The organism is Pseudoalteromonas sp. 2CM37A, from assembly GCF_023161885.1.
Classification (GTDB): domain Bacteria; phylum Pseudomonadota; class Gammaproteobacteria; order Enterobacterales; family Alteromonadaceae; genus Pseudoalteromonas; species Pseudoalteromonas atlantica.
On sequence record NZ_JALNTJ010000003.1, the window covers coordinates 25,474 to 45,057 of the forward strand.

A 19,584-nucleotide genomic window follows, 5' to 3' on the forward strand; every position below is an offset into this window, starting at 1 on the left:
CGTAAAAAAAATTATAAAGGATCGCTATGATCTTTGATCCATTATGCTAGAATACTCCTCCGGTTATTTAAATGGATACAAATAACTAAAGTGACTAACAGCGGATGTATCAGTTAGAAAACCTTTTTCCACATTGGTTTTAAAATAATAAAAAAAGAACCTCGTATTATCTTTTTTAAACAAAACAAGCAGTTATTTATTTTTCTAAGCATTTTATTATGCATTGGAGGAATAGCTCGTGGCTGTTATCTACAAAGTTATCCACAGGTTGCTCCGCAATAATTATGGCTACTAAGCGTAATTCACTGTCGTTTTATTCACAACCTTATGGCATGCTTGTAATAATATTACTTTTTTGTATTTAGGATCCAAATTCACCATGGCTCAGATCCCCGAAAACCCGCTAATTTTAGTTGATGGCTCTTCATATTTATTTCGTGCTTATCATTCTCCACCGCATTTAACCAACTCTAAAGGTGAAGCAACTGGCGCTATTTATGGCGTGGTAAACATGCTTAAAAGTTTGATCAAACAATATGATCCGAGCCACATGGTGGTGGTGTTTGATGCCAAAGGCAAAACGTTCAGAAACGATATGTATAGCGAGTATAAAGCTAACCGTCCGCCTATGCCTGACGATTTACGAACGCAAATAGCGCCACTGCACAGTATTATTAAAGCGATGGGCTTTCCGCTAATTAGTATTGAAGGGGTTGAAGCAGATGATGTTATTGGTACGTTTTCGCGAATAGCGACTGAGCAAAAGCGCCATGTATTGGTTTCTACCGGCGATAAAGACATGGCTCAGCTAGTTAACGAGCATGTTACGCTAATCAATACCATGACCGACAGCATTTCAGATCCTCAAACCGTTGTTGAAAAATTTGGTGTGGGTCCTGAGCTAATCATCGACTATTTAGCGCTAATGGGTGATAAGGTTGACAACATCCCAGGTGTTGAAGGCTGTGGACCTAAAACAGCTGTTAAATGGTTACAAAAATATGGATCGCTTCAAGGTGTAATTGATAATGCCGGCGACATTAAAGGCAAGATTGGTGAGAAGCTTGCAAATGCTCTTGATCATTTACCACTTAGTTATGAGCTTGCCACCATTAAATGTGATGTTGAGGTAGAGTCAGACCTAGATACCTTTAAAGTACAAGAGCCAAATAAAGATGAGCTTATTGCACTGTATGGTGAGTGTGAGTTCCGCCGCTGGTTAGCTGAGCTGCTTGATAATCCAAAAGATGCAGAAAAAGCGCTCCCTACTGAGGCAAATGAACTGCCAAAAGTAGAAGATGCACATTACGAAACTATCTTAACCGAATCACAATTTGATACGCTTATTGAGCAGCTAAATAGCGCTGAGTTATTTGCCTTTGATACCGAAACAACCAGCCTTGATTACATGCAAGCGCAGTTAGTAGGTATGAGCTTTGCTGTAAAAGCAGGCGAAGCTGCTTACTTACCAATTGCACACGACTACCCGGGTGCACCAGATCAATTAAGCCTTGAATATGTAATGCAAAAGCTTGGGCCAATCCTCGCCGATGCTAACAAAGCTAAAGTAGGGCAAAACCTAAAATACGACAAGAGCGTACTGGCTAATGCAGGCTATGAGCTCAATGGCATTAAGTTTGATACTATGCTTGAGTCGTACGTATTTAATAGCGTGGGCACTCGCCATGACATGGATTCATTAGCGCTTAAATACTTAGGCCATAAAAACATTAGCTTTGAAGATATAGCCGGCAAAGGGAAAAAGCAGCTTACCTTTAATCAAATTGAGCTTGAGCAAGCTGCGCCTTACGCAGCAGAAGATGCCGATATTACACTGCGTTTACACCAAGTACTTTGGCCAAAATTAGAAGCTGATGAGAAGTTAAAGTCAGTATTTGAAACAATAGAAATGCCACTAGTGAATGTTATTTCTGATATTGAACGCACCGGCGTAGCAATTGATAGCAACATGCTGGCGGCGCACAGCCAGCGTTTAGGCGAGCGTTTACTTGAACTTGAAAAAGAAGCGTTTGAGATAGCTGGCGAACCATTTAACCTAAGCTCGCCAAAGCAGCTGCAAGTACTTTTATTTGAAAAACTTGAGCTGCCAGTCATTAAAAAAACACCTAAAGGTGCACCTTCAACGGCTGAAGAAGTGCTACAAGAACTTGCCCATGACTACCCATTACCTAAGGTGATTATTGAGCACCGTGGTTTATCTAAGCTTAAATCAACCTACACTGATAAATTACCATTGATGGTTAATGAGAAAACACAGCGCGTGCATACTTCTTATCATCAAGCTGTTACGGCCACAGGGCGTTTGAGTTCTACCGATCCTAACTTACAAAATATCCCTATTCGTTCTGAAGAAGGACGTCGTATACGTGAGGCATTTGTAGCGGCACAAGGCTATAAAATTGTGGCTGCCGATTACAGTCAAATTGAGCTGCGTATTATGGCGCATTTATCGCAAGACAAAGGGCTACTAAATGCCTTTGCTAATGGGTTAGATGTGCACAGTGCAACCGCTGCTGAGGTATTTGGGGTTGAGCTAGAGGATGTAACCACAGATATGCGCCGTAAAGCTAAAGCAGTAAACTTTGGGTTAATTTACGGCATGTCAGCCTTTGGTTTAGCGCGTCAGCTTGATGTACCACGCCACGAAGCGCAGCACTACATAGATAAATACTTTGAGCGCTTCCCTGGGGTACTTGAGTACATGGAAACAACCCGCGAAAAAGCGGCCGAGAACGGGTACGTAGAAACTATTTTTGGGCGTCGTTTACACTTACCCGAAATTAATGCACGTAATGGAGCTCGCCGTAAAGGCGCCGAACGTGCAGCAATCAATGCACCAATGCAAGGCACAGCCGCTGATATTATTAAAAAAGCAATGCTGAGCGTGCATAGCTGGGTTAATCAACAAGCTCCCAATACCATTAAGTTACTAATGCAAGTACACGATGAATTGGTGTTTGAGATTAAAACCGATTGTGCGCAAGCATACACAAAGCAGATTTGTGAGCTAATGTCGCAAGCGGTTAGCTTAGATGTCCCTTTAATTGTAGAAGCTGACGAAGGTGAAAACTGGGAACAAGCCCACTAACCTAAAACATGCTTACATTTTAAAAGCGCCGCAAGGCGCTTTTTTATTGCCTCTAAATAACTCACTCAATTAAGCGAATCGATATAAGTATTTCTACGCGTAAACAAAGTTTAGTTAAAAGTAGGTTAATTTAAGCAACTATTTGTATTAAATAGTTATATGTTCGTCAATTCGAACTATTTTGGCGGAATATCATTGTATTTTTATGCGCTCTTTTGCTAAAGTGCGCGCGTCCTCATCCTGTAGGACATCCTGTTGATGATGCATCTGAAAAGGTGCAACAAATTGATAGCTTCTCCCCAGTTTGCTATATCGGCCTGCTTGTTTTAAGCAGGCTGCTTTTTCTTCCTCATTAGATTGCCCTTTAAAGCTAAATAGCACCTCAAAGCGCTTTTTTACTATTCACACTTTATGCTCATTTATGTTTATTATTTTTTGTGCCATACCTTGCGCGCCCTCAAACGGGTATATGTATAAAGCAGTTATAAAGCAAACGTAGGCAAGTAAAGCTATCTCACGCAATGATTAGCGTGGATGTTGCGCTACGCCCCTAAAAAGCATCAGTTATAGGCTGCTATATCATTATTAATTTTTTAATAACAGTACGGGCTAAGTAATTTAGCGCCGTCTTTAATTTGAGGTGGTTTGCCCCTATTTCAGGTGATAGTATCGAAAGCGCTATTATTCTCATTTTATTTTAGGAGTGCGTTATGTTTAAAACGTTAGCCATTATCGGTTTATCGTTATCAAGTGTTGCTTTGTCTAATGCCGCTCATGCAGATTGGCAGCTAGTCAATGACAAGAGCCAATTAAGTTTTGTTTCTATCAAAAAAGACTCGATTGCTGAGGCACATCATTTTACTAACCTAGAAGGAACACTTTCAGACAGTGGTGCTTTTAGTGTAAATATAGACTTAACCTCTGCAGAAACACTGATCCCTATTCGCAATGAACGTTTAACTCAATTTGTATTTGAAGCGGCTAAATTTCCTCAAGCAGTTTTAACCGCGGATTTAAAAAAGCAATTAAGTAATATTAAAAAACCGGGCCAGCATGTATTAAAAGAGGTTGATGCGCAGCTTGATTTTCATGGTAATAAAAAGCCATTAAAAATAAATGTACTTGTTAGCAGTGCCGAAAATGGCGATTTAAGCGTGTCGTCGTTTACGCCTGTGATTGTAAATAGCCAAGACTTTGGTGTGACCGAAGGCGTTAAAAAGCTACAGCAATTAGCTGGTTTACCTGGAGTTGCTACAGCCGTACCAGTTACTTTTGCGCTAACACTTAAAAAACAGTGATCTCGTTAACGGCGCTTAGTAAGCAATTAAGCGAGCCTAGCAAACCGTTTGATAGTTGGCGGCCTACCGAGTGTGGTGAGCTGCCGATTATGATTAACGAGCATGGGCAGTGGTTTTACGATGGCAGCGAAATTACTCGTCCTGCGATGGTAAAACTGTTTGCCAGTGTTTTATGCAAAGAAGGTGAGCAGTTTTATTTAAAAACACCCATCGAAAAAATAGCGATAGAGGTGCAAGATGCGCCTTTCGTTATCGTAAGCTGGCATATTGAAAGCACAGCGCAAGGGCAGGTTATGTGTTGTATAGATAATTTAGCACGGCAATGGTTAATCAGTGCTGAGCAGCCTCTTTATATAAAAAACTATAAAAATGCAGCGGTGCCTTATTTGCAATTACCTTATGGGTGTAGCGCGCGGGTATCACGGAGTGTGTTTTATCAGTGGGCTGAAATAGCCGACGCTGATGAGCGCGGCTATTTTATAAAATCAGCAGGGGGAAAGTTTTATCTTTCGTAGGTGCTTATTTTTAAGCGTCTGAGCTGTCTTCATCACTTTGCGGTGGTGCAACAGCCACAATTGGCCCTAAATACCACTCATCTAGCTTTTTAGCGACTTCCGGTAAACCTGTTCCCTTAAGTGATGAAAAAGCGTGTACAGTAATATCACCGTCTAGTTCACTTAATTCACGGCGTACTTGCAGTACTTGTGCTTTACGCGCACCTTGCTTGAGCTTATCGGCTTTAGTTAAAAGCGCCAGTACTGGGATTTCGCTGCCAATAGCCCAGTTAATTAGATCTTTGTCTAAATCTTTTAATGGGTGGCGAATATCCATTAATATAACAATACCTTTTAAACTTTGACGTTTTTGTAGGTACTCACCCAGTGACTTTTGCCACTTCTTTTTCATTTCAATAGGTACTTTAGCAAAACCATAACCGGGTAAGTCGATTAAGCGCATATCATCTACTTCACCTAATTCAAAGGTGTTGATTAACTGCGTACGACCTGGCGTTTTACTGGTACGTGCAAGTTTTTGATCTGTAAGTGCATTAAGAGCACTTGACTTACCTGCATTAGAGCGACCTGCAAACGCGACTTCAATTCCCGTATCAGCAGGTAATTTAGTGATGTCTGGCGCGCTTGTAACAAAAGACGCAGTATTATATTTGATACGAGATTTGAGCACAGGCTCTCCTAAAAACGTAAAAGTTAATCTTATTGAGCTAAATTCACTCAGGGCGCGTATTTTATACTATAAAGGATGTATTAAAAAGCGTATTTAAACACCTAAAAACTCGATAAATGGCACTATTAAAGCTGCTTAAAGGTTAATCTAGGTCAAAACCCTATAAATTATAAGCTTAATATGAGTAGAAAACGTGCCAGAGAATTTTTTATCGTGTAGAATACATGAATTACAACATCCATATTGTAGATGATACAGGGTCGGAAACAGAGAATTCACCATGAAAAAAATAGCACTATCTTTAACAATATTGCTTGGTGCGTTGTCAGCAAGCAACGCAACAGCATTTGATGGCGATGTAAACGCAGGTAAAGAAAAATCAGCAACGTGTGCGGCTTGTCACGGCCCAGACGGTAATGCACCGGTTAATATTTACCCTAAACTTGCAGGCCAGCACCCAGATTACATCCTTAAACAACTTAAGGATTTAAAATTAGGTATGACTTCAGGCGGTAAAGAAGGCCGTATGGATCCTGTAATGAGCGCGATGGCTATGCCACTTAGCGAACAAGACATGAAAGACCTATCTGCTTATTTTTCTTCATTGAACATGACTGAAGGCGCCACCCCTAAAGACGTGGTTGAAGTTGGTCAGATGCTTTACAAAGCAGGCGATGCTGAACGTGGTATTCCGGCTTGTGCGGCGTGTCATGGTCCGCGAGGCAACGGTTCGTCTCTTGCTAAGTTTCCTAAAATTTCTTTTCAGCACCCAGAGTACATTAAAGCTCAGCTAGAGAAGTTTCGTGATGGAACCCGTAAAAACGACCATAACGGTATGATGCAAGATATAGCGAAAAAGCTAACTGATAAAGATATTGAAGTACTATCTCAATACTTAGGTGGCTTACACTAAAGTCGTATTTATTTAGTATTAGCTAGTGTAATACTATGTAATATGATTAAAAAGCAGCTTGCGCTGCTTTTTTTGTGTCCACATTTTAACGATATCACCCTTTAGTTTGTGAGACATTTGCTATGCTGTTTTGTAAGAAATAGCTTATTTTAAAAATAATTTTACAGTTAAATTTATGTTTATTATAAGTTTTTTGTTTTTTATATGTGCTCTATGTAAGAAAAATTATATAAACCAGTTGTAACAAAAATATTAACGGGTAAATTAACCACTGTCGCAAAACAACAATAACAACATGGATTATGCTAAAGGAAAATGGCGCGACACGACTGAATAGCACATTGAAGGTGCTACAAAAGGAAATAACAAGAAAGCGTCAGGATGACCGTAAATAATAAAATCTCAAGGAAGTTTAATAATAAAAACAAAATGGAATGTAACAAGGAAGGTTAAAATAATAACAATACGGACTGATAATAATAAAAATAATAAAGACTAAAAAAAGTCGAAGGGAGAAGTGTCCAGATAATGGCGCTCAGATTAGTAGGCGGTAGAGATGTTTTCTCTACCGCCTTTTTATTTGTCCTGTTACAATACCCACCGTTTAGCAATAAGCTAATGCGCTAATTCAACGAGCAACCCAAGCTTTATAATGCGCAAATCGAATTCTTCTGGCTAGGCCAGCACTGCGATGCTCATGTTATGTGCCTCGCTCAAAACCTCTTAAGTGAGATGATCAAGATATGAGTAGAAAGAAAAAATCACGCAAAATTCCTTCAAACGGCCCTGTTCGTTTAAGCCAAGATAAGCTTAAAGAAATGCGTGCGTTAAAAGAGCAACGAGTTAAAAAGCCAAAGGGCGCTAAGCCTGGTTCTCGTAATGCGCCTGAGCTATTAGATAGCGATACTAAAAAAGCAAACTCAGCGCCAAAAGATAAGCGCGTCGGCAGTAAAAAAGCCGTGCCTTTAGTGGCTAGTGCACCACAGCCGCAAGTAGAAATGAAGCGTAACTTAAAGCCAACAGTTGAGCTTAAAAAGGTTACAGAGCCAGAGCTTACGCCTGAGCAAGAGCTAGAAGCGCTTGAAAACGATGAGCGTTTACTTAAGCTCGTTGAGCGTCATGAGCAAGGTGAAATGCTGACGGGTAAAGATGCGAAGTACTTTAATAGCCGTATTGCTCGCCACCAAGTACTTTGTAAGTTACTAGGTATCGAAGATGAAGACGAAGACGAGTTTGAAGATGATTTTGAAGATAACTTCGAAAGCGACGGTAACTCAGATTTCGATAAGTACCTTTCAGATGATTTAGCCAATGAGTGGCTAGATGATGATGACGACAAATAGTAAGGGCGCTTAATGAGTACCGCAGTGATTGTAGCCTTGTTTGTAGGTGCTGTTATTATTGCTGGCTTAGCATTTTATGCAGGTCAGTTGCTCTATAAGCTTAACGCGCAAAAAAAGTTAATTGCGCAAAAGCAAGCTGAGCAACAGCAAAAGCTTAAGCAGTCGCGCTTAAAGCGTAACGCTAAACTTGCAGATAGCATTCATCTAATTGCTCGTGCAATGGCTGAAGAGCAATGTGAGTACTCTGAAGGCTGTTTACGAATTTGGGTTTTAATGTCTCAGTACGCTTTTGAAGATGAGCGAGATTTAACGCTAGCGTACCCAGGCATTTATAAAATGTATAACGTTGTGAAAGAAATGCCGACCCACGATGCACGCAAAAAATACTCTAAAAAAGAGATTTTTAAGCAAGATACAGCACGTTGGCGAGCTGAAGAAAACTTTAGTGATGAGATTAAAGCCGATTGCGACAAAATCATTGTTGAGTTTAAAGCTGCGCCGGGCAGCGAAAACATCGTGTTTAATTAAACCCTCTAGAAAATACAAAAAGCAGACTCAGGTCTGCTTTTTTTATGCCTGCTTATCGACACGTTTTTACCACCTCAAACGTGATAAGCGAATTGGTATAGCACTAATTAAATCACACGTGAGAAACGGGTTTTACTTATTTGCTTTTGTAAGTGAGCATCAAAGCACATACATATAATACGAATAAATAGATTTCCGCGAGGCGTGACGCGTATTACCTTATCGTTTATATGCACCATGTCATCGTCTATTAAAGGCTTTAGCGCTAACAGCGCATCCGCAAAATACTCATTAAAATGTATAGAATGCTTTTTCGCAAATGCGTGCGTGTCTAATTCAAACTGGCAAATAAGTGATTTAATAGCCTCCGCGCGTATTACATCATCGTGCGTTAAATGCATTCCTTTATGTATAGCACTGCCGGCTTGCGTTTCAATTGCGTGATAATAATGCTTAAGCACTTTTTGGTTTTGTAAAATGGCAGTGCCAATTTGCGAAATAGACGAGACCCCTAAACCTAATAAGTCGCAATTACCGTGGGTGGTATAGCCCTGAAAGTTGCGATGTAGCTGCCCTTTATTTTGCGCGACTGCAAGTTCGTTGTCGGCTTTTGCAAAATGATCCATACCAATAAACTGATAGCCTGCAAAGGTCATTTGCGCCAAGGTGTTTTTAAACATGGTTAGCTTGTCGTGGGCACTGGGTAAGTCAGCCTCTTTTATTTTACGTTGCGCTGCAAAGCGCTCTGGTAAATGCGCGTAATTAAATACAGAGACTCTATCTGGGCTTAAGGCAATTAATTGCGCTATTGTTTTTTCAAAGCTTTGGGGTGTTTGTTTAGGTAGGCCATAAATCATATCTGCATTTATTGACTTAAAGCCAAGCTCGCGGGCTTGGGTTATCAGTGCTTTAACGGTATCTACTTGCTGTGTGCGGTTAACTGCTTGTTGTACTTCATCGTTAAAATCTTGAATACCAAAGGATACGCGGTTAAAGCCTAAAACCCGTAAGTGTATAAGCATATCTTTAGCAAGGGATCGTGGGTCTATTTCAATGCCTCGCTCAGTGTTGCGGGTAAAGTGAAAGTGCTGCTCTAATAAGTTAATTAAGCGCGTCATTTGCTTTACAGTTAAAAAGGTTGGCGTACCACCCCCTAAATGTAATTGCTCCACTGTGTAGTGTTTAAATAAAGGGGCATGCGCTGCTATTTCTTTTGTTAAGTAATCTAAATATACATCGGCTTTAGACTGATGGCGTGTGATCACCTTGTTACATCCGCAGTAATAGCAAAGCTCACTGCAAAATGGGATATGAATATACAAAGAAAGTGAGCGACTAGAGGATGATTTTATAGCGCTAACAAGGTCTTGTTGCTGATACCCCTCGATCAAAGATAAAGCGGTAGGGTAGGAGGTATAGCGTGGCCCTGACACGTTATACTTATTTATAAGAGTTTGATCCCATTTTGGAAGCTTTATCATCACGCGCACCTTATATATTAATGAGGTGTTGAGTATAAAAAGCTTTTAAGGGAGGGGTTTTGATCTACAACAAAAAAGGTGCCTAAGCACCTTTTTAAAATAGTATTTTTTGTTAATACGTTATGTTGTGGGCATCTTTTAAGTATTGAAACAATTCTTTATAACCCTTGCCTAGCTTTTCAGCTTTAACTTCTTTAGCGGCGTTGCGTACCAATTGGCGCATTTTTTGGCGCTCAAGGGTTGGGTATTGCTCAATAGTTTCGTTAATTAAATCATCGCCTTGCTCAATTAAGTCGGTACGTAATTGCTCAATTTTTTTAATTAAAACCTCAGCTTGGTTATTTTTATTAAGCATTACGTCAATAATGGCTTTAATTTCTTCAACGTTTTCTACTGTGCGTAGCGTTTTAGCAATGTAATTTAAGTGGCGGCGGTACGCATCGCTTTTATTACTGATTTTATCAGCAACTACCATGGCTGCTTTCAAATCGTCATTGAGTGGTAAGCGTTCGCGTTGCTTTTTCCCCATTTTAGCAATTTCAGAACCTAACTGATGAAACTCTTGCGCGTCGCGCTTTAGTTCACTTTTTGATACGTAAATAATTTCTTCTTCAATTTCAGCAGGCTTGCCTTTTTTCTTCGCCATGGGGTGCTCTTAAGTAAAAATAACTTTTGCCATTATACGCGATTCTTTTAGTGATTAATATTAGCTGATGTGGTGCAGTGAGTGTGTTAGCATTTAAAGATAAGAAATGCGTGCAATATTGCCTTAAGGCTCAGGACTTAATTTATGAAAAGCCAACAACACGATCCAATTTATTCTCAAATCTCTCAAGTAAAAGATGCCGTAGCTGAAGTGCTCGAGCATGCTAAAAAATTGGGTGCCACTGCCGCAGAAGCTGCTATGTCTAGTACATCGGGTTTATCGGTAAGCACACGCATGGGTGAAGTAGAAACCATAGAGTTTAACCAAGATGGTGGTTTAGGTATCAGTGTTTATGTAGGGAATAATAAAGGCTCGGCGTCTACTGCTGATCTAAACCCAAAAACACTGCGCACGGTAGTAGAAAAAGCCATTGATATTGCCAAATTTACCTCAGACGACCCTTTTAATGGTATTGCCGATAAAGAATTACTCGAGTTTGCCCCTAAGGACCTTGATTTATATCACCCGTGGGATGTAAGCCCTGAGCAAGGTATTGAGCTATGTCACGCTGCAGAGCAAGCCGCTTTAAATGCTGATGAGCGTATTGTTAATTCAGATGGTGCAAGTTTTTCATCGCACCAAGGCTTACGTGTGTATGGTAATAGCCATGGTTTAATTGCTGGTTTTCCACGTACGCGCCACAGCATTAGCACTATGGTAATAGGCAAAGAAGGCGAGCACATGCAGCGCGACTCTGCTTATACTGTTGCTCGCGATCAGGGCGGACTTAACGACGCTGCTGCGGTAGGCCTAGAAGCCGCCACCGAAACTCTGGCTAAACTAAATAGCCAAAAGCTGGGTACTATGAAAGTCCCTGTTATTTTTAGAGCCGATATTGCCAATTCATTGTTTGGCCATTTAGTGTCGGCAATTGGCGGCGGGGCGCTTTATCGTAAATCGAGCTTTTTACTCGACAGCCTAGGCACCCAGGTATTTAGTAAGAACGTTAATATTGCTGAGCGTCCTCATATATTAAAAGGATTAGCGTCGTCGCCTTTTGATAGCGAAGGGGTAAAAACGATTGACCGTGAAATTATTCAAGGCGGTGAGCTGCAAACCTACTTATTAGCAAGTTATGCAGCGCGTAAACTAAATATGGCTCCAACAGGCCATGCAGGCGGTATTCATAACTGGTTAGTTGAGCAAACGCACAACGATTTATCGGCTTTATTAAAAACCATGGGAACAGGCTTATTAGTTACCGAGCTGATGGGGCAAGGCGTAAACACCGTGACGGGTGACTACTCGCGTGGAGCTGCTGGTTTTTGGGTAGAAAACGGTGAAATTCAGTACCCTGTTAGTGAAATTACCATTGCCGGAAATTTAAAAGACATGTTTAAAGGTATTTCGGCCATAGGGGGCGATATTGAGCGCAGAGGCGGCATTCAAACCGGCTCAGTACTTATAGAGCAAATGCAAATAGCAGGCGCTTAATAGCAATTAGCAATAATACTTAATTAAGCGAATTGGTATAATATAAAAGCACATATTAAAGCCGAGCATTTAAACGCTTGGCTTAAACGTGCTTTATTTAAATTTTTGAGGTGTTGAATGGCTAAAGATAGGTACGCACCAAAACCCCTGACTGACATTATGGCAGGCCTTAATAATCGCTTATCGGCCTATGCAGGTAAAAGACAAGCGCTTGATAAGCAACAGGTGTTGCTTAAAGAGTTTTTAGGCCCAAAGCTTGCTGAAAAATGCCGTGTGAGTAATTACCGCGATGGCACGTTGATGATTGAAGCTGTATCGGCGGCAATTGCCCTTAAACTTAATTATTTAAAAATGGATATGCAGTCGCATTTTAGAGCGGCAGGCATGGCAGAGCTCGGACAAATTAAAATTGTTGCAAACCCTCAAGCAACAGCGCGCTTAAGCCCAACTGCAGATAAACCCGGCCCCGCAGGTAAAGCACCTGGCAATTCAAGAAAAATGAGCCAGCAAACTTCAGATTACCTTAATGCCATTGCCGCATCAGCGCCCCCTTCGCTGAAAGAAAAGCTAGAGCGCCTTGCTCGCCATGGTAAAAAATAACTCCCTAAAGCGCGATTATGGTTGTTGGTAGGGCTATTTTGTTACCTCGTCTCATAGAAAATACTTTGTTACATATTCTATTTTATTGTTTCTTTAATGGGGTTTATCATACAAATTCGGCGTGTTGTTTTAACCGCCTAAATATTAATTTCATTAAGTGAAAGCATCGCAGGGCGCTTTTATTTTTTCTCTGGCATGCAATAGTTTAATGAAATAGATATTTTATTCTTTATTAACAAACGGAATAATTATGAAAAAAGTAACTATTACCGCTGCAAGTATCGCACTTGCACTGGGCCTAGTAGGTTGCGGTGAAAAACAACAAGAAACGCAAGTGGCCGACACCGCTGCCGTTACAGCACCGCCAGAAAAAACGCTTGAGCTAGGTGTAAACCTTGCCAATATGGATGAGTCGGTTCGTGCACAAGATGACTTTTATTACCATGTGAATGGACAGTGGCTTGCTAAAACAGAGATCCCTGGCGATAAGTCGAACTACGGCTCGTTCACACAATTATACGACGAGTCGCAAAAAGCGATGAAAACAGCGCTTGAAAGTGCCGCTAATAATAGCAGTGCTAAAAAAGGCAGCGATGAGTACAAAATTGGTGCTTTTTACAAAAGCTACATGGATAAAGACACACGTGATGAGTTAGGTATTACACCTTTACAACCTTCACTTAATACCATTGATAGCCTAGATTCAAAAGCTGACCTTGCTCCTTTAATGGCTAAAATTCAGCAGCAAGGTGCGAGCTTACCATTTGGCTGGTTTGTAAATAACGACGCTAAAAATTCAAGTGAATACGCGTTGTACTTATCGCAATCTGGACTTGGCTTACCTGATCGTGACTATTACTTAAAAGATGATGAAAAATTTACTAAAATTCGCGCATCTTACGAGCAATACATAACCGATATTTTAGCTAAATCAGGCGTTGAAAATGCCGCTGATGCCGCGAAAAGCGTTATCGCATTTGAAAGCGCTTTAGCTGAGGCGCAATGGAGTAGAGTACAAAGCCGTGATGCAACTAAGTCATACAATAAAATGACCGTAGCTGAGGCAAACAAGCTAACAGGCGACTTTGATTTAGCTGCGTTTTTCAAAAGTGCTGGGGTAGATACCTCAGACATTATTGTACGTCAGCCAAGCTACTTAGAAGGGTTTGCTGATGTGTACAAAGAAACAGATTTAGCAACGTGGAAAAACTACTTAAAGTTTCATTTTGTAAGTGGTTACGCGCAGTTACTGAGCACTGACTTGGTTGATCTTAAATTTGATTTTTACAGCACCACATTACGCGGCGTAAAAGAGCAAGCGCCACTTTGGAAAAAAGCGGTTGATGCATCTAACAGCGTACTTGGCGAAATTTTAGGAAAAGTATACGTAAAAGATAACTTCCCGCCTGAAGCAAAAGCACGCATGGAAGAGCTGGTAGATAACGTTATTAAAGGTTACGGCGTTGCTATTGAAAACCTTGAGTGGATGAGCCCTGAAACCAAGCTTGCAGCCCAAGAAAAGCTAAACAAATTTACCCCAAAAATTGGCTACCCAGATAAGTGGAAAGACTACTCACAGCTGAGCATTAACCCTGATGAATTAGTGGGTAACTACATACGTTACAGTCAGTGGGCTTATAGCGACATGATTGCTAAATTAGGCAAGCCAGTGGACCGCTCTGAGTGGCACATGACGCCACAAACAGTGAATGCTTACTACAATCCAGTAAATAACGAAATTGTATTCCCAGCTGCTATTTTACAGCCACCGTTCTTTAATTTAGAAGCCGATGACGCTGTAAACTACGGTGCAATTGGCGCAGTAATTGGCCATGAGCTAGGCCACGGTTTTGACGACCAAGGAGCTAAATACGATGGTGACGGTAACTTACGTAACTGGTGGAGTGAGTCTGATCTTAAACAGTTTGAAGAGCGTACCGGTGCGTTAGTAGCGCAATACAACGAATATAAACCGTTTGAAGATGCGGGTGTTAACGGCGAGCTTACCCTTGGCGAAAACATTGGCGACCTAGGTGGTTTAACGGTGGCTTATAAGGCGTATCAATTATCGTTAGGTGAGAACAAAGCGCCTGTTATTGATGGCTACACCGGCGATCAGCGTTTCTTTATGGGTTGGTCACAAATTTGGCGTCGTAAGTACCGCGATGAAGAGCTACGTAACCGCTTAATGACAGACCCGCATTCACCAAGTCACTACCGTGTTATCGGTATCTTGTCGAACATGCCTGAGTTTTACCAAGCGTTTGACGTAAAAGAAGGCGACAAAATGTATATCAAACCAGAAGACCGCGTAAAAATTTGGTAATTGATAGCCTGTTAGTTAACTTGAATCTGGTTAAGAGATAAATTAGCCAGCATTTAGGTTGATAAATAAAAGCCAGTAAGTGTTTAGCTTGCTGGCTTTTTTATATTTAAATACTGAGTACTAATACCAATGTGCAATAATACTTAATTTAGGGCTACTGCATGAGTGTTTTATGCATCCAGCTTTGATTGCTTAAAATATTTTTATACAAAGCCAGCTGGTTTTGCGCACGTTCTAAATTATGTTCTGCATGGGTGGTTTTAAAGTACACGTCGTTATTTAAGTAATCAGTTAAAAACCGCACACTGAGCATTAGCGGCATAACTTTAGCGCCAAGTAGCAAACTTGCTTGCTCTTTGTTGCTAATAGCCGATTTAAGGGGGGCAAGGTAGCCTTTAACAAGCGCAGTAAATACCTCTTTGCGAATAACCACTTTATCCAGATTAATTGAATCCTCTGCCTCAGCGCAGCAAAATGTGCGCACCATGTCTCCAAAGTCATATAATAAAAAGCCTGCCATACAAGTATCTAAATCGATAACTGCTTTAGCTTTATATGTATTGCTGCAATACAGCATATTATTTATTTTAGTGTCGTTGTGGCACACTCGGGTGGGCAAATCGGCTGTTACGTCAGCGAGTTCTTTTACTAAATGCAGTTGTGCAATGCAGTAGTCAATGTCGTTTTTACACTGCTGGAGCCGCTCTTTAGTGGCGGTGCTAATAGCTGTATTAAGCTGCTCAAAGCGCATAGCTAAGTTATGAAAGTCAGTAATAACAGGGTAGAGACTTGATGCGTCAAAATCGAGCAAGGCACGTGTAAAGGTGCCAAATGCAAATGCGGCTTGCTGTGCGTGATGGGGCTCTGTAACCACATCTTCGCTAATACTTTGGCTAATAAAATTAAGCACGCGATAGTACGCGTTGTTAATTGTAATAAGGTATTCACCTTGGCAAGTACTTATATGCTTAACAATGTCGAGCGGGTAAGTATTTGCTTGTTGTTTAGCGCTTAGGTGCTGCTCAATTAACTGGGCGTTATTGACCAGTTGTGCTGGGTTTTTAAATACATGAGTATTGAGCTTTTGAACAACAAATTGCTGCGCAGCATTAGTTAACAGCCACGTGGTGTTTATATGTCCGCTGCCTAAAGAGCTCACCTGAGTAAGCTCAGGGTTTAGCGCTAATAGCTCACTTAATTTATTTTGTATTGCTGTATTCATGTGCTTTAGGCGTATCGCGCTTGTATTTTTTCGATAATCTCAGCGTTAGCAGCAGGGAACTCATAGTGACTAAGCTGATTAATAGCGACCCATTCACTTGGTTGCCCTTCGGCGCCATGTGCTTCACCGCTAAAGTTACTCACAACGTGAATATCAAGTTTTACACATTTATCGCCATAGTCATGTTCAATCACCATAAGTTGGCTAGAGCTATGAATGGTAATGCCAACTTCTTCACTTAGCTCACGCTTAAGTGCAGCAAATACGCTCTCGCCAGCTTCTACTTTCCCGCCTGGAAATTCCCATAAGCCACCTTGATGTTGCTCATCGGCGCGCTTGCAGATAAAGATGGCGTTATTTTTTTTTATTACGCCTACCGCTACATTTACAATTTTTGTTGTCATGTTTTTTCTCCATAAAAAAAGCGACGCTAGCGTCGCTTTTTAATTACATACAATGCGTCGTTACTTTAATTTACCACAACATTGCTTAAACTTTTGTCCTGAGCCACACGGACACGGATCGTTACGGCCAACTTTAGGCGCTGTTCTTGCCATTACAGTTGCGCTTTGAGGTGCTTCACCGCCTACATGTTCAGCTTCTTCGTGTTGGTACTCGCGAGGGGCATTTTCACTTTTACGGTGTTGCTCTTCTACTTTTTCAACATCTTCTTCGGCACGAACTTGTACTTTACTTAAAATGCCCACTACATCAACTTTTAAGTTTTCAAGCATTTCGGTGAATAGCTCAAACGACTCGCGCTTGTATTCTTGCTTAGGATTCTTTTGTGCATAGCCACGTAAGTGAATACCTTGGCGTAAATGATCCATTGCAGCAAGGTGATCTTTCCAGTGCTGATCAAGACTTTGAAGCATAATCGCTTTTTCAAACTGACGTAGTACAGAGTCGCCAACTTGCTCTTCTTTTTGCTTGTAAGCTTGCTCAACCGCTTGCTCAATACGCTCACGAAGTTTTTCTTCGTATAGTTTATTGTCATCAGCTAACCACTGCGTGATAGGCAGCTCAATCAGGAAGTCTTGTTTTAAGCGCTCTTCAAGGCCTGGGATATCCCACATTTCAGCAAGGCTTTGTGGTGCAATGTATTGATCAATAACACCTGCAAGTACATCACCACGGATTGCTGTAATGGTTTCTGAAATATCGCCTTCTTCAAGCAGCTCGTTACGTTGAGAGTAAACAACACGACGTTGATCGTTTGCTACATCATCGTACTCAAGCAATTGTTTACGTACATCAAAGTTACGTGCTTCTACTTTACGCTGAGCGTTTTCAATTGCACGGTTAACCCAAGGGTGCTCAATGGCTTCGCCGCGTTGCATGCCTAGTTTACGCATCATGTTAGTCATGCGCTCGCCGGCAAATATACGCATTAGCGCATCATCCATCGATAGGTAAAAACGGCTAGAGCCGGCATCACCCTGACGACCTGCACGGCCACGTAATTGGTTATCTATACGGCGCGATTCATGACGCTCAGTACCAATAATGTGTAAACCGCCAGCTTCAATTACTGCATCGTGGCGAATTTTCCACGCCGCTTTAATTTCAGCAATTTGCTCATCTGTTGGGTTTTCTAGTTTTTCAACTTCGCTGTTCCAGTTACCACCAAGCACAATATCGGTACCACGACCGGCCATGTTGGTTGCAATTGTTACAGTACCTGGTAAACCAGCATCCGATACGATGTCAGCTTCTTGCGCGTGGAATTTAGCATTAAGTACGTTATGCTTAATTTTTTCTTTGCGTAAAAACTGCGATAAATACTCAGAGCTTTCAATCGAAATAGTACCTACAAGCACAGGCTGTCCGCGCTCTTGGCAATCTTTAATATCGGCTAAAATAGCTTCGTATTTTTCTTCTTGTGTTAGGTAAACTAAATCGGCGCGATCATCACGGATCATCGGCTTATTAGTTGGCATAACAACCGTGTCTAGGCCGTAAATAGATTGAAACTCAAATGCCTCAGTATCGGCTGTACCTGTCATACCGGCTAAAGTTTCGTATAAACGGAAGTAGTTTTGGAACGTGATTGAAGCCAGTGTTTGGTTTTCGTTTTGAATTTTTACACCTTCTTTAGCTTCAACAGCTTGGTGTAAACCTTCAGACCAACGACGACCTTCCATTGAGCGCCCTGTGTGCTCATCGATAATAATGACTTCGTTTTCTTTAACAACGTAATCAACATCTTTTTGATAAAGCTTATGGGCACGAAGTGCGGCATACACGTGGCTCAGTAAGGTAATGCTTCCGGCAGAGTAAAGCGAGTCGCCTTCTTCAATTAAGCCTCGCTCAGTAAGTAGGTCTTCTACTTTAATTTGACCGCGCTCAGTTAAATGAACTTGCTTAGACTTTTCGTCAATTGTGTAATCGCCATCGCCTTCAATGCCTTCTTCGTCTTCTTTTTCTTGAAGCTCTAAAAGCGGCACAATTTTATTGATTTCGATGTATAGCTCAGAGCTATCTTCAGCTGGGCCTGAGATAATAAGTGGTGTACGCGCTTCATCAATTAAGATTGAATCCACTTCATCCACTACTGCATAAAACAATGGACGCTGTACGCGCTCATCAATGCTAAATGCCATGTTGTCACGAAGGTAGTCAAAACCAAATTCGTTATTTGTACCGTAGGTAATGTCAGCAGTATAAGCTTGCTTTTTCTGTTGTGGCATCATGCCTGGTACGTTACAGCCCACAGTTAGGCCTAAGAACTCAAATAACTCGCGGTTTGTTTCAGCATCACGTTTAGCAAGGTAGTCGTTCACGGTAATTACGTGCACGCCTTTGCCTGTTAAGCCATTTAAGTAGGCTGGAAGTGTGGCTGTTAGGGTTTTACCTTCACCGGTACGCATTTCTGCAATACGACCTTGATGTAAAACCATGCCGCCTAATAGCTGTACGTCAAAGTGACGCATGCCATTTACACGCTTTGACGCTTCGCGTACCACAGCAAATGCTTCTGGTAGAATGTCGTCAAGGCTTTGTCCGTTATCGTAACGTTCTCTAAACTCAGCTGTCTTAGCTCTTAAATCTTCATCAGAAAGCGCTTCTAATTGCGTTTCTAGCGCATTAATTAGCGCGACCGTCTTTCTTAGGTTTTTAATAGTGCGGTCATTGCGACTACCAAAAATCTTGGTAAATAAATTAGATATCATGATAAAACCGTTACAATGTATTCTTTGTTAACCGAGTGTCGGCTAACCCATTTTTTACAATTGGTAATTAATATGTACTTTTACATAACCTGCAGAACATATTAATTAGCAATTTTGTATTAAAGAGCCTCAAAGCACTGTTTAATACGTGTGCTACTATACCAGACTCTGCCAAACAACAAACTATCTCAACTAAAAGATGTGTATTAAAAACAGAAAAATTTGATCTGATGCGTAAAAACCACTTTAACTGATTTAATTACGCT

General features: G+C 41.1%; 15 protein-coding genes. 9 read left to right on the plus strand and 6 right to left on the minus strand.

Features of this window, described 5'->3' with window-relative positions; all coding sequences use genetic code 11:
* Positions 1 to 379: 379 nt before the first annotated feature.
* From polA to MTF68_RS07555, 3 genes are all read left to right on the plus strand, one after another.
* A complete protein-coding gene (gene polA, locus MTF68_RS07545) occupies positions 380 to 3,109 on the plus strand; it encodes a DNA polymerase I (RefSeq protein ID WP_248462139.1) in 2,730 nt (909 codons plus the stop codon).
* Positions 3,110 to 3,819: 710 nt separating this feature from the next.
* Positions 3,820 to 4,407, plus strand: a complete 588-nt coding sequence (locus MTF68_RS07550) for a YceI family protein (RefSeq protein ID WP_248452222.1) — start codon at positions 3,820 to 3,822, stop codon at positions 4,405 to 4,407.
* Positions 4,404 to 4,922: a DUF1285 domain-containing protein gene (locus tag MTF68_RS07555; RefSeq protein WP_248452221.1), complete on the plus strand. Its 519-nt coding sequence runs from the start codon at positions 4,404 to 4,406 to the stop codon at positions 4,920 to 4,922. Before MTF68_RS07550 ends, MTF68_RS07555 begins: the two co-directional genes overlap by 4 nt.
* Positions 4,923 to 4,932: 10 nt before the next feature.
* On the opposite strand, the gene yihA is transcribed toward MTF68_RS07555, so the two are convergent.
* Positions 4,933 to 5,592, minus strand: coding sequence for a ribosome biogenesis GTP-binding protein YihA/YsxC (gene yihA, locus MTF68_RS07560; RefSeq protein WP_004589310.1), 660 nt, complete (start codon positions 5,590 to 5,592; stop codon positions 4,933 to 4,935).
* Positions 5,593 to 5,872: 280 nt separating this feature from the next.
* On the opposite strand from yihA, the gene MTF68_RS07565 reads away from it, so the two are divergent.
* The 3 genes from MTF68_RS07565 to MTF68_RS07575 all read left to right on the plus strand — a co-directional run bounded on the left by MTF68_RS07565 (position 5,873) and on the right by MTF68_RS07575 (position 8,376).
* Positions 5,873 to 6,505, plus strand: a complete 633-nt coding sequence (locus MTF68_RS07565) for a c-type cytochrome (RefSeq protein ID WP_004589311.1) — start codon at positions 5,873 to 5,875, stop codon at positions 6,503 to 6,505.
* Positions 6,506 to 7,248: 743 nt separating this feature from the next.
* Complete coding sequence (yihI, locus tag MTF68_RS07570; protein WP_004589312.1) at positions 7,249 to 7,848, plus strand: Der GTPase-activating protein YihI; 600 nt, start codon at positions 7,249 to 7,251, stop codon at positions 7,846 to 7,848.
* A 12-nt stretch (positions 7,849 to 7,860) separates the two neighbouring features.
* Positions 7,861 to 8,376 (plus strand): DUF2489 domain-containing protein, encoded by a 516-nt coding sequence (locus MTF68_RS07575; RefSeq protein ID WP_004589313.1) that lies wholly within the window; start codon positions 7,861 to 7,863, stop codon positions 8,374 to 8,376.
* Positions 8,377 to 8,483: 107 nt separating this feature from the next.
* Here the strand turns inward: MTF68_RS07575 and hemN are convergent, their stop codons facing one another.
* Both hemN and yjgA read right to left on the minus strand, forming a co-directional pair.
* Entirely contained in the window at positions 8,484 to 9,857 is a 1,374-nt protein-coding gene (gene hemN, locus MTF68_RS07580; RefSeq protein ID WP_248462140.1) for an oxygen-independent coproporphyrinogen III oxidase, read from the minus strand.
* A gap of 112 nt (positions 9,858 to 9,969) precedes the next feature.
* A complete protein-coding gene (gene yjgA / locus MTF68_RS07585; protein WP_248462141.1) occupies positions 9,970 to 10,503 on the minus strand; it encodes a ribosome biogenesis factor YjgA in 534 nt (177 codons plus the stop codon).
* Between the two features lie 144 nt (positions 10,504 to 10,647).
* Here yjgA and pmbA point away from each other — a divergent pair, with 144 nt between their 5' ends.
* From pmbA to MTF68_RS07600, 3 genes are all read left to right on the plus strand, one after another.
* Entirely contained in the window at positions 10,648 to 11,997 is a 1,350-nt protein-coding gene (pmbA, locus tag MTF68_RS07590) for a metalloprotease PmbA (RefSeq protein WP_004589316.1), read from the plus strand.
* Between the two features lie 117 nt (positions 11,998 to 12,114).
* The gene (locus MTF68_RS07595; protein ID WP_248462142.1) at positions 12,115 to 12,597 is read left to right on the plus strand and encodes a DUF721 domain-containing protein; all 483 of its coding nucleotides are present in this window, start codon (positions 12,115 to 12,117) and stop codon (positions 12,595 to 12,597) included.
* A gap of 250 nt (positions 12,598 to 12,847) precedes the next feature.
* Positions 12,848 to 14,923: a M13-type metalloendopeptidase gene (locus tag MTF68_RS07600; RefSeq protein ID WP_248462143.1), complete on the plus strand. Its 2,076-nt coding sequence runs from the start codon at positions 12,848 to 12,850 to the stop codon at positions 14,921 to 14,923.
* Positions 14,924 to 15,077: 154 nt separating this feature from the next.
* Here MTF68_RS07600 and MTF68_RS07605 read toward each other — a convergent pair whose 3' ends face one another.
* From MTF68_RS07605 to secA, 3 genes are read right to left on the minus strand one after another with little or no spacing between them, the layout of a single operon-like run.
* Positions 15,078 to 16,145 carry a phosphotransferase gene (locus MTF68_RS07605; RefSeq protein ID WP_248462144.1) on the minus strand — a complete coding sequence of 356 codons (1,068 nt, stop codon included), beginning with the start codon at positions 16,143 to 16,145 and terminating at the stop codon, positions 15,078 to 15,080.
* A gap of 5 nt (positions 16,146 to 16,150) precedes the next feature.
* A complete protein-coding gene (mutT, locus tag MTF68_RS07610; protein WP_248462145.1) occupies positions 16,151 to 16,549 on the minus strand; it encodes an 8-oxo-dGTP diphosphatase MutT in 399 nt (132 codons plus the stop codon).
* A 60-nt stretch (positions 16,550 to 16,609) separates the two neighbouring features.
* Positions 16,610 to 19,318 carry a preprotein translocase subunit SecA gene (gene secA / locus MTF68_RS07615; RefSeq protein ID WP_004589321.1) on the minus strand — a complete coding sequence of 903 codons (2,709 nt, stop codon included), beginning with the start codon at positions 19,316 to 19,318 and terminating at the stop codon, positions 16,610 to 16,612.
* Between the last annotated feature and the right edge of the window lie 266 nt (positions 19,319 to 19,584).

Excerpts from the sequence above, each read along its gene's own strand:
- secA (WP_004589321.1), bottom strand. The coding sequence starts at position 19,318 with ATGATATCTAATTTATTTACCAAGATTTTTGGTAGTCGCAATGACCGC.
- yihI (WP_004589312.1), top strand. The coding sequence starts at position 7,249 with ATGAGTAGAAAGAAAAAATCACGCAAAATTCCTTCAAACGGCCCTGTT.
- MTF68_RS07565 (WP_004589311.1), top strand. The coding sequence starts at position 5,873 with ATGAAAAAAATAGCACTATCTTTAACAATATTGCTTGGTGCGTTGTCA.
- yjgA (WP_248462141.1), bottom strand. The coding sequence starts at position 10,503 with ATGGCGAAGAAAAAAGGCAAGCCTGCTGAAATTGAAGAAGAAATTATT.
- pmbA (WP_004589316.1), top strand. The coding sequence starts at position 10,648 with ATGAAAAGCCAACAACACGATCCAATTTATTCTCAAATCTCTCAAGTA.
- mutT (WP_248462145.1), bottom strand. The coding sequence starts at position 16,549 with ATGACAACAAAAATTGTAAATGTAGCGGTAGGCGTAATAAAAAAAAAT.
- MTF68_RS07600 (WP_248462143.1), top strand. The coding sequence starts at position 12,848 with ATGAAAAAAGTAACTATTACCGCTGCAAGTATCGCACTTGCACTGGGC.
- MTF68_RS07605 (WP_248462144.1), bottom strand. The coding sequence starts at position 16,145 with ATGAATACAGCAATACAAAATAAATTAAGTGAGCTATTAGCGCTAAAC.
- MTF68_RS07550 (WP_248452222.1), top strand. The coding sequence starts at position 3,820 with ATGTTTAAAACGTTAGCCATTATCGGTTTATCGTTATCAAGTGTTGCT.
- polA (WP_248462139.1), top strand. The coding sequence starts at position 380 with ATGGCTCAGATCCCCGAAAACCCGCTAATTTTAGTTGATGGCTCTTCA.
- MTF68_RS07575 (WP_004589313.1), top strand. The coding sequence starts at position 7,861 with ATGAGTACCGCAGTGATTGTAGCCTTGTTTGTAGGTGCTGTTATTATT.
- MTF68_RS07595 (WP_248462142.1), top strand. The coding sequence starts at position 12,115 with ATGGCTAAAGATAGGTACGCACCAAAACCCCTGACTGACATTATGGCA.
- hemN (WP_248462140.1), bottom strand. The coding sequence starts at position 9,857 with ATGATAAAGCTTCCAAAATGGGATCAAACTCTTATAAATAAGTATAAC.